General features: G+C 69.3%; 14 protein-coding genes and 1 tRNA gene. 10 read left to right on the top strand and 5 right to left on the bottom strand.

Annotation, left to right across the window (positions count from 1 at the left end; translation table 11 throughout):
- The first annotated feature begins 168 nt into the window (after positions 1-168).
- The 3 genes from HEP75_RS01690 (at position 169) to HEP75_RS01680 (ending at position 2,558) form a co-directional block, all read left to right on the top strand.
- Complete coding sequence (locus tag HEP75_RS01690) at positions 169-633, top strand: hypothetical protein (RefSeq protein ID WP_255423961.1); 465 nt, start codon at positions 169-171, stop codon at positions 631-633.
- A gap of 31 nt (positions 634-664) precedes the next feature.
- Positions 665-1,609 (top strand): 2-dehydropantoate 2-reductase, encoded by a 945-nt coding sequence (gene panE / locus HEP75_RS01685; protein ID WP_185825212.1) that lies wholly within the window; start codon positions 665-667, stop codon positions 1,607-1,609.
- A 436-nt stretch (positions 1,610-2,045) separates the two neighbouring features.
- A complete protein-coding gene (locus HEP75_RS01680) occupies positions 2,046-2,558 on the top strand; it encodes a hypothetical protein (RefSeq protein WP_064540326.1) in 513 nt (170 codons plus the stop codon).
- 214 nt (positions 2,559-2,772) lie between these two features.
- On the opposite strand, the gene HEP75_RS01675 is transcribed toward HEP75_RS01680, so the two are convergent.
- On the bottom strand, positions 2,773-3,570 hold the full coding sequence (locus HEP75_RS01675) for a TatD family hydrolase (RefSeq protein ID WP_185825211.1): 798 nt from the start codon (positions 3,568-3,570) through the stop codon (positions 2,773-2,775).
- Positions 3,571-3,680: 110 nt separating this feature from the next.
- Between HEP75_RS01675 and hrpB the strand changes: the two genes are divergently transcribed.
- The 3 genes from hrpB to HEP75_RS01660 all read left to right on the top strand — a co-directional run bounded on the left by hrpB (position 3,681) and on the right by HEP75_RS01660 (position 7,209).
- Complete coding sequence (gene hrpB, locus HEP75_RS01670) at positions 3,681-6,269, top strand: ATP-dependent helicase HrpB (protein ID WP_185825210.1); 2,589 nt, start codon at positions 3,681-3,683, stop codon at positions 6,267-6,269.
- A gap of 25 nt (positions 6,270-6,294) precedes the next feature.
- Positions 6,295-6,471: a hypothetical protein gene (locus HEP75_RS01665; RefSeq protein WP_185825209.1), complete on the top strand. Its 177-nt coding sequence runs from the start codon at positions 6,295-6,297 to the stop codon at positions 6,469-6,471.
- Between the two features lie 336 nt (positions 6,472-6,807).
- Positions 6,808-7,209, top strand: coding sequence for a hypothetical protein (locus tag HEP75_RS01660; protein ID WP_185814909.1), 402 nt, complete (start codon positions 6,808-6,810; stop codon positions 7,207-7,209).
- Positions 7,210-7,518: 309 nt separating this feature from the next.
- Here HEP75_RS01660 and HEP75_RS01655 read toward each other — a convergent pair whose 3' ends face one another.
- Positions 7,519-8,055, bottom strand: coding sequence for a pseudouridine synthase (locus HEP75_RS01655; protein ID WP_185814908.1), 537 nt, complete (start codon positions 8,053-8,055; stop codon positions 7,519-7,521).
- Positions 8,056-8,168: 113 nt separating this feature from the next.
- Positions 8,169-9,026: a class I SAM-dependent methyltransferase gene (locus HEP75_RS01650; protein ID WP_185825208.1), complete on the bottom strand. Its 858-nt coding sequence runs from the start codon at positions 9,024-9,026 to the stop codon at positions 8,169-8,171.
- Positions 9,027-9,201: 175 nt separating this feature from the next.
- Here HEP75_RS01650 and HEP75_RS01645 point away from each other — a divergent pair, with 175 nt between their 5' ends.
- Entirely contained in the window at positions 9,202-10,161 is a 960-nt protein-coding gene (locus HEP75_RS01645) for an aldo/keto reductase (protein WP_185825207.1), read from the top strand.
- Positions 10,158-11,204, top strand: coding sequence for an NADP-dependent oxidoreductase (locus tag HEP75_RS01640; protein ID WP_185825206.1), 1,047 nt, complete (start codon positions 10,158-10,160; stop codon positions 11,202-11,204). Before HEP75_RS01645 ends, HEP75_RS01640 begins: the two co-directional genes overlap by 4 nt.
- A gap of 74 nt (positions 11,205-11,278) precedes the next feature.
- On the opposite strand, the gene pcaD is transcribed toward HEP75_RS01640, so the two are convergent.
- Positions 11,279-12,058: a 3-oxoadipate enol-lactonase gene (gene pcaD, locus HEP75_RS01635; protein ID WP_185825205.1), complete on the bottom strand. Its 780-nt coding sequence runs from the start codon at positions 12,056-12,058 to the stop codon at positions 11,279-11,281.
- A gap of 324 nt (positions 12,059-12,382) precedes the next feature.
- Positions 12,383-12,871 carry a nuclear transport factor 2 family protein gene (locus tag HEP75_RS01630; RefSeq protein WP_185825204.1) on the bottom strand — a complete coding sequence of 163 codons (489 nt, stop codon included), beginning with the start codon at positions 12,869-12,871 and terminating at the stop codon, positions 12,383-12,385.
- Between the two features lie 926 nt (positions 12,872-13,797).
- Between HEP75_RS01630 and HEP75_RS01625 the strand changes: the two genes are divergently transcribed.
- Together HEP75_RS01625 and HEP75_RS01620 are read left to right on the top strand one after the other, a co-directional pair.
- Positions 13,798-13,873 (top strand) — tRNA-OTHER (locus HEP75_RS01625).
- 373 nt (positions 13,874-14,246) lie between these two features.
- The gene (locus tag HEP75_RS01620; RefSeq protein ID WP_185825203.1) at positions 14,247-15,368 is read left to right on the top strand and encodes a slipin family protein; all 1,122 of its coding nucleotides are present in this window, start codon (positions 14,247-14,249) and stop codon (positions 15,366-15,368) included.
- The last annotated feature ends 33 nt before the right edge of the window (positions 15,369-15,401 follow it).

The following is a 15,401-nucleotide window of genomic DNA, read 5'->3' as shown; positions in this document are numbered from 1 at the left end:
ACGGCGCTACTGGCATGCGCGCTGTGCATCGCTGCGCCGTCCAGGGCGCAATCCATCGATGCGGCGGCAGCGGGTGAACCAGCACCGCCCCAGGCCAGGCTGCAGGCACGCGCGTACGGGTTCGGTCCGCTGGGTCCGAAACAGGCCGGCGAGTCGGTACAGATTGAGGTGCGCCTGCGCGGCGAGTCGATCCGTGTCGATTTCGTCGGCGCGCATGCGCCCGATGCCTATCTGGTCAATCCCGGTACCCGCGGCCGCGCGTGGCTGATCAGCCGTTCCGGCGACTACCGGCTTCCGGTCGCCGACGCCAGTGGGCCTTACTGGTACGACCCCAAGGATCCCTGCGCACGGATCGGCGGACGCTGCGCGCCGGTCCCCGGCGAATTCATCGCCGGCCGCCTCGCCGCCGGCTGGCGTTATCAATCCGCCACGCAAGGGCCCGACGGCACCACCAGCGGCACGCTCTGGCTGGACAGCAGCGGCCTGCTGCTCGGCTATCGCGGCCGTATCGGCACCCGCCGCGACGAACGCAGCCTGCGCGTGGACGCGGTCAGCTACGAGCCCGTGCCCGCCGAGGCCTTCGCGCCTCCGGACGGCTTGCGCACGCCGCAGACGCGCGACCCGCCGCGCTGAACCAGGCCGGCGTCGCTGCTACCATCGGCGCATGCGCATCCTGATCCTCGGCGCCGGCGCGACCGGCGGCTACTTCGGCGGACGCCTGGCCCAGGCCGGCGCCGACGTCACCTTCCTGGTCCGCCCGGCGCGGGCCGAGCGCCTGCAGCGCGACGGCTTGCGCATCCGCAGCACGCGCGGCGATGCCGACATCGCGGTGGCCACGCTGACCGCCGACATGTTGCCGGCAACGGCCGCCGCGCAGCCGTTCGACCTGGCGATCCTCAGTTGCAAGGCCTACGACCTGGACAGCGCGCTGGACGCGCTGGCGCCGGCGATGAGCCGCGACACCGCGTTGCTGCCGATCCTCAACGGCCTGCGCCACTACTCGGTGCTGGAAACGCGCTTCGGGGCCGAACGCGTGCTCGGCGGGCTGTGCTTCATCAGCGCCACGCTGGACGCGGACGGCAGCATCCAGCACCTGGGCAAGCCGGCCTCGCTGACCTTCGGCGAGCGCGACGGGCGCGGCGCCGACAGCGCACGTGTGCGCGACCTGGCTGCCGCCTGCACGCAGGCCGGCATCGACCATGTCGCCACGCCGCGGATCGCGCAGGAACAGTGGATCAAGTACACCTTCCTGACCGCGCTGGCCGCGGCCACCTGCCTGATGCGCGCGCCGACCGGCCGCATCGTCGCCAGCGACGACGGCGTGGCGCTGCTGCGTGGGCTGTATGCCGAATGCACGGCGGTCGCCGCTGCCGTGGGCGACGCGGTACCGGAAGCGGCGCAGGCCAACGCGCTGCAGCTACTGACCCAACCCGGCTCGTCGATGAAAGCGTCGATGCTGCGCGACCTGGAAGCCGGGCAGCAGGTGGAAGCGCAGCACATCGTCGGCGACATGCTGGCACGCGCCCGCGCTGCCGGCCACGCCGCGCCATGGCTGATGGCCGCTTACTGCCACCTGCAGGCCTACCAGGCGGGGCTGGCGGAACGATAGAAGCGGACCAGCGTGGCGACGCCTTCAGCGGCAGTGCGATTCGCTGAAGCGCCGCCGCAGCAGCCTCGCGCGCGCAATCTCCCTGATGTTGGATCGGGCACACCGTGGCGAGGCGCAATGCGCTTTGTGGGAGCGGCTTCAGCGGCCACAAGCGGGACCATGCGATTGGCCGGCCGGCAAGCGTCGGGACTGAAGTCCCTCCCACAGTGTCTCCGGCAGACGAACGCAGCGCCCCACCTCTTGTGCAGCATCGGGCCAGTCAGCTCACGGCGCACGTCCCAATAGTTGCTGTGATGGCGGCAGCGGATAACGTACGGGAACGCATTCCCCGCATCGGGACATTCGCCGCTTGCCACCGCCCCCCTCTGCACACGCCTTCGCGCGCCGCTGACGCCCGCCGCGCCTATGCTCGCCGACCTGACCACGGCGAACGGCGATGAAGTTCATGGAAAAGCTATTCCGCGGCGGCCATTTCGTCATCATCCTGCTGTTCCTGCTGTGCGCCGCCGGCCTGGTGGCGATGGCGGTGCTGGAGCTGTGGCACGGCCTCACCCCCGGCGGCGACCTGGTGATCCGCGACCGCTTCAACGTGGTGCTGGAGGCGATCGGCCTGCTCACCGTGGCGCTGGTGACGCTGGAACTGGGCCAGACCATCTTCGAGGAAGAAGTGCAGCGCGACGTCAAGGTCAGTGGCCCGACGCGGGTGCGCCGCTACCTGTCGCGGTTCTTCGTGGTCATCGTCATCGCCCTGGCGATCGAGACGCTGGTGTCGATCTTCGAACTGATGCACGACGACCCGGCCAAGCTGCCCTACGCCACCGCGGTCGGTCTGTGCGCGGCGCTGCTGTTGATCGCCTGGGGCGTGTTCGTCAAGCTCAACCGCAGCGCCGAGGAACTGGAGCCGGAAGCGATGGCCGAGGCCAAGCGCGAGGACGCGCAGGTCGAATAGCGAGCGTCCGTGCCGCGGAAAACCGGCAGGCCATCAATCCTGTAGGAGCGGCTTCAGCCGCGACAGGGGTTCCCGGTAATGCCGGTCGCGGCTGAAGCCGCTCCTACAAGATCTCGCAGCGCAAACGACCGCGATCGACTACTGCGGCCGGCACAGGACAAGCGCGCATCGCCACGCACAATAGCGATAGCCACAGCCGCGCGGCGGACGCCGCTCACGCGACATCCGGCAAGCGGAAGAACCCACGCGCGGTCGCAGTGGTCGCCGCCGCGGTCGTCGCCACGTCCTCGCCGCGGTCGCGCGCCAGTTCCTCGACGATGTGCGCCAGGAACGCCGGCTCGTTGCGCCGGTCCTTCGGCAGCGGCTTGAGCGTGCGCGGCAGCAGGTAGGGCGCGTCGGTCTCGATCATCAGCCGCGATGCCGGGATGTTCTTGACCAACTCGCGCAGGTGCGCGCCGCGGCGCTCGTCGCACAGCCAGCCGGTGATGCCGATGTGCCAGTCGCGGTCCAGATAGTCGAACAGCTCCTCGCGGGTGCCGGTGAAGCAATGCACCACCGCCGGGCCGAGCTTGCCGTCGAATTGGCGCATCAGCGCCAGGAAGTCCGCATGCGCGTCGCGCTGGTGCAGGAACAGCGGCTTGCCGGTGTCGGCGGCCAGCTGCAGCTGGCGCTCGAAGGCGCGATGCTGCGCCGGGCGCGGCGCGAGGTCGCGGAAGTAGTCCAGCCCGCACTCGCCCACCGCCACCACCTCGGCATGCGCATGCAGCGCGCGCAGTTCGGCGTCGCACTCGGCGGTGTACTCGAGCGCATGATGCGGATGCACGCCCGCAGTGGCGTAGAGGAAACCGGGATGCTGCTGCGCCAGCTGCAGCGCCAGCGGCGAGTGCTCGCGGCTGGCGCCGGTGACCACCAACTGCGCGACGCCGGCGTCGCGGGCGCGCTGCAGCACCGCGTCGCGGTCGCGATCGAAGGAGTCGTGGGTGAGGTTGGCGCCGATATCGATCAGAGTCATGCGGAGATGCCGAGGAAGCCGGGCAGGAAAGCGGGAGATTGTACGGGGCCGGCGCTATCGGCGAGATGGATGCGCTCTACAGCGGCGCAGCCGATCCGTATCCTTGGCCGATGGCCTCTCCCGTTTTTCCGATCGATCCGCTGCTGCCGCAGATCCGCGACAGCCTCGCCGCGCATCCGCGGCTGGTGCTGGAAGCCCCGCCCGGCGCCGGCAAGACCACCCAGGTGCCGCCGGCGCTGCTGGACGCGGCGTGGCTGCAGGGCCGCCGCATCGTGATGTTGGAGCCGCGCCGGGTCGCCGCGCGCAGCGCCGCCACGTTCATGGCCCGGCAGCGTGGCGAGGCGCCGGGCGAGACCGTGGGCTACCGCATCCGCTTCGAGAACAAGGTATCCGCGCGCACCCGCATCGAGGTGGTCACCGAGGGCATCCTGACCCGGATGATCCAGGACGACCCGATGCTCGACGGCGTCGGCGCGCTGCTGTTCGACGAATTCCACGAACGCCACCTGGCCGCCGACCTGGGCCTGGCGCTGGCGCTGGACGTGCAGGCGCAGGTGCGCGAGGACCTGCGCATCGTGGTGATGTCGGCGACGCTGGACGGCGAACGCCTCGCGCAGTTCCTGGACGCGCCGCGGCTGTCCAGTGCCGGCCGCAGCTATCCGGTGGAGATCGCGCATTTCCCGGCGCGGCGCGAGGAGGCGCTGGAAGCGCAGACCCGCCGCGCCATCGAGCACGCGCTGCAGCAGCATCCCGGCGACGTGCTGGTGTTCCTGCCAGGGCAGCGCGAGATCGCGCGGGTGCAGGCGGCGCTGGAAGCGGCCGGGGTGGGGTTAGGGGTGCCCGCATCAGGCACCGCCTCGGCCGTACCCTCATCCGGCGCTGCGCGCCACCTTCTCCCGATGGGAGAAGGGAGCGGTGGCGTCGATGTCTTGCCGTTGCATGGCGAGCTGCCGGTCGAGCAGCAGGCCAAGGTGCTGCAGCCCGATCCGCACGGCCACCGCCGCGTGGTGCTGGCGACCAACGTGGCCGAATCTTCGGTGACCCTGCCCGGCGTGCGCGTGGTGATCGATGCCGGCCTGGCGCGCGAGCCGCACTACGATCCCAACAGCGGTTTCTCGCGGCTGGACGTCACCGCCATCGCCCAGGCCTCGGCCGACCAGCGCGCCGGTCGCGCCGGTCGTGTCGCCTCCGGTTGGGCCTACCGGCTGTGGCCGCAGTCGCAGCGCCTGGAGGCGCAGCGCCGCGCGGAAATGCTGCAGGTGGAACTGGCCGGGCTGGCGCTGGAACTCGCGGCCTGGGGCAGCGACGCCTTGCGCTTCGTCGATCCGCCGCCGGCCGGCGCGCTGGCCGCCGCGCGCGAACTGCTGCAGCGGCTCGGCGCCTTGAGCGAGAACCATGCGATCACCGCCAGCGGCCGGCGCATGCTCGCGCTGGGCACCCACCCGCGGCTGGCGGCGATGCTGCTGGCCGCGCCGGATGCGCGGGCGCAGGCGCTGGCCTGCGACCTGGCCGCGCTGGTCGAGGCGCGCGACCCGTTGCGCCAGGGCGGCGATGCGCTGGCGGCGCGCTGGCGCGCACTGGCCGGGTTCCGCCGCGGCCGCGCCCCGCACGACGCCAACCGCGGCGGCCTGGCCGCGATCGATGCGGCCGCCAAGCAATGGCGGCGGCGCCTGCGCAGCGACGCCGCGGCGCCGGACAGCGTGGAAGCGCACGAACTCGGCGACCTGCTGGCCCACGCCTTCCCCGACCGCATCGCCACCCGGCATCCGGCCGATCCGCTGCGCTACCTGCTGGCCAACGGCCGCAGCGCACGCCTGTTCGAGCACAGCGATCTGCGCGGCGAGCCATGGCTGGTCGCCACCGAACTGCGCTACGAAGCCAAGGACGCGCTGCTGCTGCGCGCCGCGCCGGTGGACGAGGCGCGGCTGCGCGCGGACTTTCCGCAGCGCTTCGTGCAGCAGGACGTGGTGCGCTGGGACGCCGAGCGGCGCGCGCTGAGCGCGCTGCGCGAAACCCGCTTCGACCGCATCGTGCTCGACAGCCGCCCCGCCGGCCGCGTCGATCCGGCGCACGCGGCGGCGGCGCTGACCGAGGCGGTGCGCGAACTCGGCCTGCAGGCGCTGCCGTGGAGCGAGCCGCTGAGCCAGTGGCGCGCGCGCGTGGTCGCACTGCGCACCTGGATGCCGGAGCTGGGCTTGCCCGATCTCGGCGACGCGGCATTGCTGGAAGGCCTGGACGGCTGGCTGCGCCCGGCCTTCGCCGGCAAGACCCGGCTCGACGCACTGGGCGAAGACGACCTCGGCGAGGCGCTGAAGTCGCTGCTGCCGTGGGACCGGCGGCAGGCCGTCGATCGCCACGCGCCGACGCGGATCACCGTGCCCTCGGGCATGGAGCGGCGCATCGACTACGCGCTCGACCACGCCGGCCAACCGCAACCGCCGGTGCTGGCGGTGAAGCTGCAGGAACTGTTCGGCCTGGCCGACACCCCGCGCGTCGCCGACGGCCGCGTGGCGCTGCTGCTGCACCTGCTCTCGCCCGGTGGGCGTCCGCTGCAGGTGACCCAGGACCTGCGCAACTTCTGGTCCAGCACCTATCCGGAAGTGAAGAAGGAAATGAAGGGCCGCTATCCCCGCCACCCTTGGCCGGACGACCCGTGGACCGCCACCGCCAGCCATCGCGCAAAGCCGCGTGGCACCTGAGCCGACGGCAGGCAAAACCGAGCCGATGCTGATGATCGCGCCGTGGCCGGACTGCGCCAGCCGCGGCGCGATCGCCAGCCGCGTCAGCGCGGTGGTGTTGAGCGCCAGCAGGCGTTCGACGACCTGCGCCGTCTGGCTCGGCGAAGCCGCCCGGCTGCCGCGCTGCAGGTTGCGGCCATTCGAGGCGGCAACGGCGGCTTAGGACGCTCCGCCTGCCTGCCGCGCTTCCGCCAAGGTCCGATGCAAGCACGCCAAGGTACGGAGGCCGGCGAGCACCGCCACCCGCCGCCCGCGGCCATGGATGGCGAAGGCAATAACCATGCGCGAACCGTGCGCCGACCAGCCTTGTCCTCGGCAATATCGCGCCAGCGCCGTCCCATCGAGAAATCCCCAGCGTGATGACCAAGCGCACCGACCGCCGCATCCGAACCGCCCTGCGCATTCAGCCGCCAGACGATTCCACGCCGGCGCGCTAACGCCATGTATACGGCGCCCAAGGGACACTGCAGCCCTTATTCCTGCCAGTAAGGACGCCCCCATGAGCAAGCTGACCATCATCACCGACCGCGCGCTGGATCTCGCCAGCCATGCCGGCGACAGCCTCCGTCACATCGGGCCGCAGGCCAACAAGTGGTTGCAGTCCGGCGCCGCCATGGGCGCGCTCAAGACCGGTGCGGCGCTGGGTGCGGTGAAGACCGGCACCAAGGTCGCGCGCACTGCGGTGCGCCGCAATCCGGTCATCGCGATCGCCGCCGCGGCGGTAGGCGTGGGCTTGCTCGGGTATGCGATCTACCGCAAGCGCCAGCGCGACAACGCCGCGCCGATCGAAGGCGATTCGCAGCGCATCGAAGCCAGCAAGCGCGGCAACGCCGGTGCCCGTCGTTCGGCGGCACGTACCTCGCGCCGTGCCGCGGCCGCGCAGGACGCTACCGAAGAATAAGGCTTTGCAGGAGCGTCGCCGCGACAGCGACGACAGCAGCGCCATCGAAACAGCGGCCGGATGCATCCGGCCGCTGTTTTAGTTTGCAGGCGGCGGAGGGCGTGATGCGCCGACGATCCGCGGCGCGGCGACGCGGCCGCCGCAACGGCGATCGTCGAGCGCCTACGGACGCGCCACGCGGCACGCGCGCCAATACGTAATTCGCGACCAGCCAGCCCCGCTCTTGTAGGAGCGGCTTCAGCCGCGACAGACTCTATCGGTAAAGCGTCGCGGCTGAAGCCGCTCCTACAGGGGTGTTGCCCAGACGGCCTACAGCGCCCGCCACGCGCCCGGCGCCAACCCGTCCAGCCGATGCGTGCCGATCGCCGCGCGGACCAGACGCAGGGTCGGCAAGCCGACCGCGGCCGTCATGCGCCGCACCTGGCGGTTGCGCCCCTCGCGCAGCACGATCTGCAGCCAGGCATCGGGCACCGTCTTGCGGAAACGCACCGGCGGATCGCGCGGCCACAGGTCCGGCGCCGTCTCCAGCACGCTGGCCTGGGCGGGCGCGGTCGGTCCGTCGTTCAGTAGCACGCCATCGCGCAGGCGCTGCAGCTGTTCGGGCTGCGGCACGCCTTCCACCTGCACCCAGTACGTCTTCGGCTGCTTGTGGCGCGGGTCGGTGTAGCGGTGCGCCAGCGCGCCGTCGTCGGTGAGCAGCAGCAGACCTTCGCTGTCGTAGTCCAGCCGCCCCGCCGCGTACACGTCGGCGGGCAGGCCGAACCCGGCCAGCGTGCGCCGCGGCGGTTCGCTGCGATCGGTGAACTGGCACAGCACATTGAACGGCTTGTTGAACGCGATCAGCATGGAAGCGGGGATTGGAGAGTGGGGATTCGGGATTGGCGAGCATCGGCGTCGCGCGCGACGCGGACAATTCTCCCACGCCGGTTTCCTTTTCCCGCTGCCCGCGCCGGCCGCTCTCAGCGCTTGACGAACTTCAGCGTCATCCGGTCGCTCTCGCCGATCGCCTTGTACTTGGCGTCGTCGGCGGCATCGTGGCTATTGCTCGGCGGCAGCGTCCACACGCCGCCCGGATAGTCCTTGGTGTCGCGCGGGTTGGCGTTGACCTCGCTCTTGCCTACCAGCTTGAAGCCGGCCGCCTCCGCCATCGCGATCACCTGCGCCTGGCCGACGTAGCCGCTCTTGTCGTCGGCCGACACATCGGCCTTGGCCCGGTGCTCGACCACGCCGAGCACGCCGCCGGGCTTGAGCACCTGGTAGAAGCCCTTGAACATGCCCTCGGCCTGGCCGGACATGCGCCAGTTGTGCACGTTGCGGAAGGTCAGCACCAGATCGGCCGAGCCCGCCGGACCCAAGACCGGCGCGGTCGGCGAATACGCCACCAGCTTGGCGTGGTCGTACTGCGCCGGCGCGGCGGCGAACTTCTGCTCCAGCGTCGCACGCGCCTTCTGCTGATACTCGCGGCCGCGCCCTTCCGGCACCGCCGTCGGATCGACCACCGCGGCGATGTACTGGCCGCGCTCGCGCAGGTACGGCGCCAGGATTTCCGAATACCAGCCGCCGCCCGGGGTGATCTCGATCACCGTCTGGGTCGGATTGATGCCGAAGAACGCCAGGGTCTGCCCCGGGTGGCGATAGGCATCGCGCTCGACGTAGACGCGATCGCGCCAACTCCCGTCGATGGCCTTCTGCAAGGCCGCATCCGGCGCGGGCAAGCTAGCGCTGTCGGCAGGCTTGATCGCCTGTGCGGCCGGGATCGCCAGCGTCGCGGCAATGGCAAGGGTACAAGCGCAGGCAAGCGTGGTGCGAAGGCTCATGGCGTACGTCCGTTGTCGGTGTGACGCGAGCCTAGCACGCATGCGCGCACGCCCGAATGTTGTCTTCGCGTTAGCGCGAATCACGCAAACGGAACGCTGTTTTCGCGACCATCGCCCCGATACCGAAACCTTGGACGACTATCCTGTCGCCCTTCCCCACAGCGGAGCGTTCCCCATGCTGCACACGCGCGAACTCGGCCGTTCCGGCCTGCACGCGGCGCCGCTCGCCTTCGGCGGCAATGTGTTCGGCTGGAGTGCCGACGCCAAGACCTCTTTCGCCTTGCTCGACGCCTTCGTCGAAGCGGGCTTCAACCTGATCGACACCGCCGATGCGTACGCGGCCTGGGTGCCCGGTAACCGCGGCGGCGAGTCGGAAACCATCATCGGCCAGTGGCTCAAGCGCAGCGGCAAGCGCGACAAGGTGTTGATCGCGACCAAGGTCGGCAAATGGGCCGAACGCCCGGGCCTGACCGCCGACAACATCGCCGCGGCGGTGGACGAATCGCTGCAGCGCCTGCAGACCGACGTGATCGATCTGTACCAGGCGCACGAGGACGACGAGTCGGTGCCGCTGGAAGCCTCGTTGGCCGCATTCGGGCGGCTGATCGAGCAAGGCAAGGTGCGCGCGATCGGCGCCTCCAACTACAGCGCCGAACGCCTGGCCGAAGCGCTGAAAGTGTCGGCGCAATACGGGTTGCCGCGCTACGAGACGCTGCAGCCCGAATACAACCTGTACGACCGCGCCGGCTACGAAGCCGGCCTGGAACCGCTGGTGCGCGAACAAGGCCTGGGCACGATCTGCTACTACGCGCTGGCCCGCGGTTTCCTCAGCGGCAAGTACCGCAGTCCCGCCGATGCGGCGAAGAGCCAGGCGCGCGGCGACAGCGTGATCGCCCGCTACCTCAACGCACGCGGCCTGCGCATTCTCGCCGCGCTCGACGACATCGCCGGCAAGCACTCGGCCACGCCGACCCAAGTCGCCTTGGCGTGGCTGATCGCGCGCCCCGGCATCGCCGCGCCGATCGCCAGCGCCACCAGCATCGAGCAGTTGCAGCAGTTGTTGGCCGCCGCGCGCCTGGCGCTGTCGGCCGACGATATCGCGCAACTGGATACCGCCAGCAAGGAAACCGTATGAGCACCGCTTCCCATACCACTCGCGTGGTCCTCGCCTCGCGTCCGCAGGGCGCGCCGACCGCGCAGAATTTCCGTATCGAACAGGCGCCGCTGGCCGTGCCCGGTCCCGGCCAGGTGCTGCTGCGCAACCGCTGGCTGTCGCTGGATCCGTACATGCGCGGACGCATGAGCGATGCGCCTTCGTACGCGCCGCCGGTGCAACTGGACGAAGTGATGGTCGGCAGCACCGTCGCCGAGGTGCTGGAATCGCACCACCCCGATTTCAAGCCCGGCGATCTGGTACTGGTGCAGAGCGGCGGCTGGCAGACGCACCTGGTGGCCGACGGCGCCGGCCTGCGGCGCAAGCTCGATCCGCACTCGCCGTTGCCGCCGAGCACCGCGCTCGGCGTCTACGGCATGCCTGGCTTCACTGCGTACGCCGGCCTGCACGAGATCGGCAAGCCGCAGAGCGGCGAGACCGTGGCGGTCGCCGCCGCCACCGGCCCGGTCGGCGCCAGCGTGGCGCAGATCGCCAGGTTGCGCGGCGCGAAGGTGATCGCCATCGCCGGTGGCGCCGAGAAATGCCGCTACCTGCGCGAGGAATTGGGCCTGGACGTGGCGCTGGACCATCGCGCGGCGGACTTCGCCGGGCAACTGCGCGCCGCCGCGCCAGACGGCATCGACGTGTACTTCGAGAACGTCGGCGGCCATGTGTTCGATGCGGTGTTGCCGCTGCTCAACGATTTCGCGCGGGTGCCGGTGTGCGGCACCATCGCCACCTACAACAAGCGAGGTGAACTGCCGCCGGGACCGGACCGCCTACCGGCACTGATGAACCAGGTGCTGCGCCAGCGGCTGACCTTGCGCGGCTTCATCGTCGGCGATTTCGTCAAGCTCTATCCCGAGTTCCTGCGCGAGATGGGCGCTTGGCTGGCCGACGGCCGCGTGCGCTACCGCGAGCATGTCGTGCATGGGCTGGAGAACGCGCCGCAGGCCTTCATCGACATGCTCGGCGGCGGCAATTTCGGCAAGCTGGTTGTGCAGCTGGATGAGAGCCGGGAGTAGGGATTCGGGATTGGACAGCCTGCGCTGCGCGGTCGGGATCGCGCGGCGACTGTCTCTGCCGCACCTGCCCGCGGCTATTGCAACAGGAAGCGCAGCAGCGCGTCGTTGAAGGCGTGCGGCGATTCCACATTGCACAGATGCCGGCCATGCACCTGGGCGAAGCTGCCGCGCGCCGCCTGCGTGGCGATCGCCTGCAGACCGTCCGGCGGGCAGACCGGATCGTCGTGTCCGGCCAGCGCCAGCAGCGGCGTGGCGATCTCGCCCAGGACGCCACGGAAGTCGGCGCTGGCCACTGCCTCGCAGCAGGCTGCATAGGCCTGCGCATCGGTGTCCATGAAGCTCGCAAGGATCGCCTCGACCGTTGCCGGCTGCATCTCGGCGAAGGCCGGAGTGAACCAGCGCTCGCGGGTGCCGGCGAGCAGCGGCGCCAGTCCATCGGCCTGCACCTGCGCGATGCGTTCCTGCCAGCCATCCTCGGTGCCGATCTTGGCCGCGGTCGCGCACACGCTGAGCGTATGCAGCCGCGCGCCGGCGTGGATGCCCAGCCACTGCCCGGTCAGCCCGCCGATCGACAGGCCGCAGAAATGGGTGCGCTCCACCGACAGCGCATCGAGCAACGCCAGCACATCGCCGGCCAGTTCCTCGATCCGATACGGCCCAGGCGCGGCGCTCGAGGCGCCGTGGCCGCGACGGTCGTAGCGCAGCACCCGGTAGTACGGTGCCAGCGCGTCGATCTGCGCGTCCCACATGTGCAGGTCGGTGCCGAGCGAATTGCAGAAGGTCAGCCATGGACGGCCTTCGCTGCCGTCGATGCGGTAATGCAGGCGATGCGTCGGAAGTTCGAGGAAGGGCATGGCGGCGATGTCGGCTGGGGGAAGGGCGCGCGACCGATGGCCGCTACCGGAGTCTAGCCCTCTCGCGCCTTGCCAGCATGCACCAAACGCACACCGCCGGATGTTCGCAACTGCAAGCCGGCACAGCATTCTCGAGGCGCATGCGCGACCGACTGCATATGCGGCCCACGCCGACATCCAACTCGCCACCCTGTGCCGGCGCCGGACAACAAAGAAATCCGTCCGATGACGGCATCACGCCCGCACACACCGCGTCGCTGCGACACCACACATCGTGCGTGCCGCAGCGACGCATCGCCGCGACGTCCTCGACCCTGGCCTATCTCACTTGGTCGCCGGATCCCAATGCTCCTGAATCTTGCCGTTCTGGATGCGGAACATGTCGAACCAGGTAGTCGTATAGGTCTTGGTCGCGTCCTTGGGGTCGGGCAACGTGCGCACCGATACCAGGGTCACGTAATCGCCCTCGGCGAGGATCGCCACCAGCGGCAGCTGCACGCGCGGCTTGATCGGCTGCGGTTTGACGAACGCAGTGAGGAACTGCAGGAACGCGTCACGGCCGTTGGCCACGGTCGGATTGTGCTGGATATAGTCCTTGGCCATGTACATCGGCGCGTACTCGGTGTGCCCGGCTTCGAACACGATGCGCCAGAAGTCGTAGACCAGGCGCTTGTTCGCCTCGGTACGCCAATCCGACGCCTGCAGCAGCTGCTGGTGGTTGGGATTGGCGGTGACCGCGGTTTGCGCGAATGCGGACGCGGCGGGGAACGCGAGCAGCAATGCGAGCAGAGACGCATGCAGGCGAATTTTCATTTCGATGGCTCCGTTGGGGGAAGTGGCTTGAGCGCAGGCGCCATCCAGTTACCGAAAAGTAAGTGATTTGGTGCTGGAGGACGCATCGCGAGCCTAACAGTGCGCATTGCGCCTGGCCGGCCATCGCCAGAGAAAATCCGGCGATTTGCCGATGAAATTTCCCGCTCTGCGGAGCCGGCCACAGTAACCAAAACACCAGAATTGGAAACGCGCCCCAGGGAATTCCGAATCTTGCGGCGACTGCCGACGCGGAGCGCGGCGATCGAGGCATTGGCGTGAGAGAAAAATAATTCGATAAACCCCTTGCGCAACGAAAACAACGCAGGTAATGTGCGCGCCCATCAGCCGACACGTTCGGCAACGACGACTCCGACGACCATGACCTTCCACCCCTTCACCGCACATCTGCCCAGCCTGCAGCGCGAAACGCGCGCAGCGGCACTGCGTGCGCTGCGCAATACCGCGCTGCGGCTGGACCCCACCACCTGATCGACTGATCGCCCGTTGCGGAGATCGGTTGCATCGATCTCCGAGGAACGCGAACGCCCTCGGACACCATGCCGGGGGCGTTTTGCTTTGCGCGTTCGCATGCTTTTTTGTTTTTTCGATCCAACATCCCAGGCACCCGGGCATGGAATGCCCGGAAACAGGGAAGTTTCGCTCGCGAGGCGCGCAAGCGCTGCGTCCAGGTGCCGGATGCGGGCGGCGGGAATGGGATCGACGCAGGAATTGCCGTTTCGAAGGAGACGGCAATGGGAAACTGCACTTAATGGTTGCTAGCGGTACGGGATGCCATTCCCGTCCGGTGCGCACGGCACTGCCGTCGCGTATGCCTGCGGCCGGGACGTGCGGTTTCCACCAGACGTTAGCTCAGAGGTAGAGCGGTGGCTTGTCCACTGGTCGCCGGTTCGATTCCGGCACGTCGCTTTTGGATAGCTCAATTGGTTAGAGCATCGGAAATTAATCCGAATGTTGCGGGTTCGATTCCCGCTCCGAGAACCATGACCTTTCACGTCATGTGCAATACCGGGCGCAAGCCCAGCAAGTCGCGCCGCGCGGATCACGCCGCACGCATCGCCATCGGCGCTGCGTTAGGCATGCACCGCAGCGCCGCTGCCGCCGCCACGCCGCCCTGGACGTGCGCGCCTGCGCCGACGGTCGCATCGCACTGCAACGCGATGACGATCCCACGCGCAAGCCTCCGCACCGACAGCGCCCGCCGGCCGCCACAGCGACGTCGTGCGCGTACTTGCACCTCTCTGCAGCGTTGCGGTGCCGTCGGCATACGCAACCCAGCGTCCTCGCGCTCCTCGGTCCGGCGCGGCGATTTCATCCACAGGGCCGGATCACCAGAGCCACACAAGGAGAACGTGCCATGTTCTGGACCAAGCGGGTCGTGATCGGCGATAGCGAGCGCGGCCTGATGTATCGCAACCGGCGTTTCGAGCGCGTGCTCGCGCCCGGCGTCTACCGCCTGTTCGACCCGTCGCAGCGGATCGAAGTGAAGACCTGCAATATCGCCGTGCCGGAATACGCCGGCGCCGATGTCGATGCGTTGATCGCGCGCCTGGGCGCGCAGCTGCACGAGGTCTTCGTGCTGGCCGACCTGGGCAGCGACGAGGTCGGCCTGGTGTTCAAGCAGGGCAAGCTCGAAGACGTGCTGGCGCCCGGCACGCGCCGGCTGTACTGGCGCGGGCTGATCGCGGTGGAGGTGATGCGTCTGCCGCTGGGCGAGAGCCTGGCGGTGCCGGCGGATGTCGCCCAGCGCCTGCGCCAGCTCGGCCTGCTGTCGCGTTTTGCGGTGGCATTGGACGTTCCGGCCGAGTCGGCGGGACTGGTGTTCGTCGATGGGCGCCTGCAGCAGACGCTGCCGCCGGGGCACTACGCGTTCTGGAACTTCCGCAAGAACATCGTCGCGGAAGTGATCGAACTGCGGATCCAGTCGGTGGAGGTGTCCGGGCAGGAGCTGTTGACCCGCGACAAGGTCAGCCTGCGCGTCAACCTGGCCGCCAGCATGCGCGTCGCCGATCCGGTCGCCGCGCGGACGCGGGTGGCCAAGTACGGCGACCAGCTGTACCGCGAGCTGCAGTACGGCTTGCGCCGTGCGGTGTCGGCGAAGACGCTGGACGAACTGCTGGGCGACAAGGCGTCGCTGGATGCGGACATCTTCGGCTACGTGCGCGAGCAGGTCGCCGGCTTCGGCATCGAGGTGCTGGGCGTCGGGGTCAAGGACGTGATTCTGCCCGGCGAGATGAAGGACATCCTCAACGCGGTGGTGCAGGCGGAGAAGTCGGCGCAGGCCAACGTGATCCGCCGGCGCGAGGAGGCCAACGCCACGCGGTCGCTGCTCAACACCGCCAAGCTGATCGAGGACAACCCGGTGCTGATGCGGCTGAAGGAGCTGGAGGCGCTGGAGAAGGTCACCGAGAAGATCGACAAGCTCACCGTGTTCGGCGGCCTGGATGGCGTGCTGAAGCAGTTGGTGACGATGAAGTAGGACTGCCCTGCGCGGCGCAAGGAAGCGCCGTGC

This window comes from Xanthomonas sp. SI (genome assembly GCF_014236855.1).
Taxonomy (GTDB): domain Bacteria; phylum Pseudomonadota; class Gammaproteobacteria; order Xanthomonadales; family Xanthomonadaceae; genus Xanthomonas_A.
The sequence above is the reverse complement of the archived record's forward strand: the minus strand, read 5'-3'. Positions and strand labels throughout refer to the sequence as shown.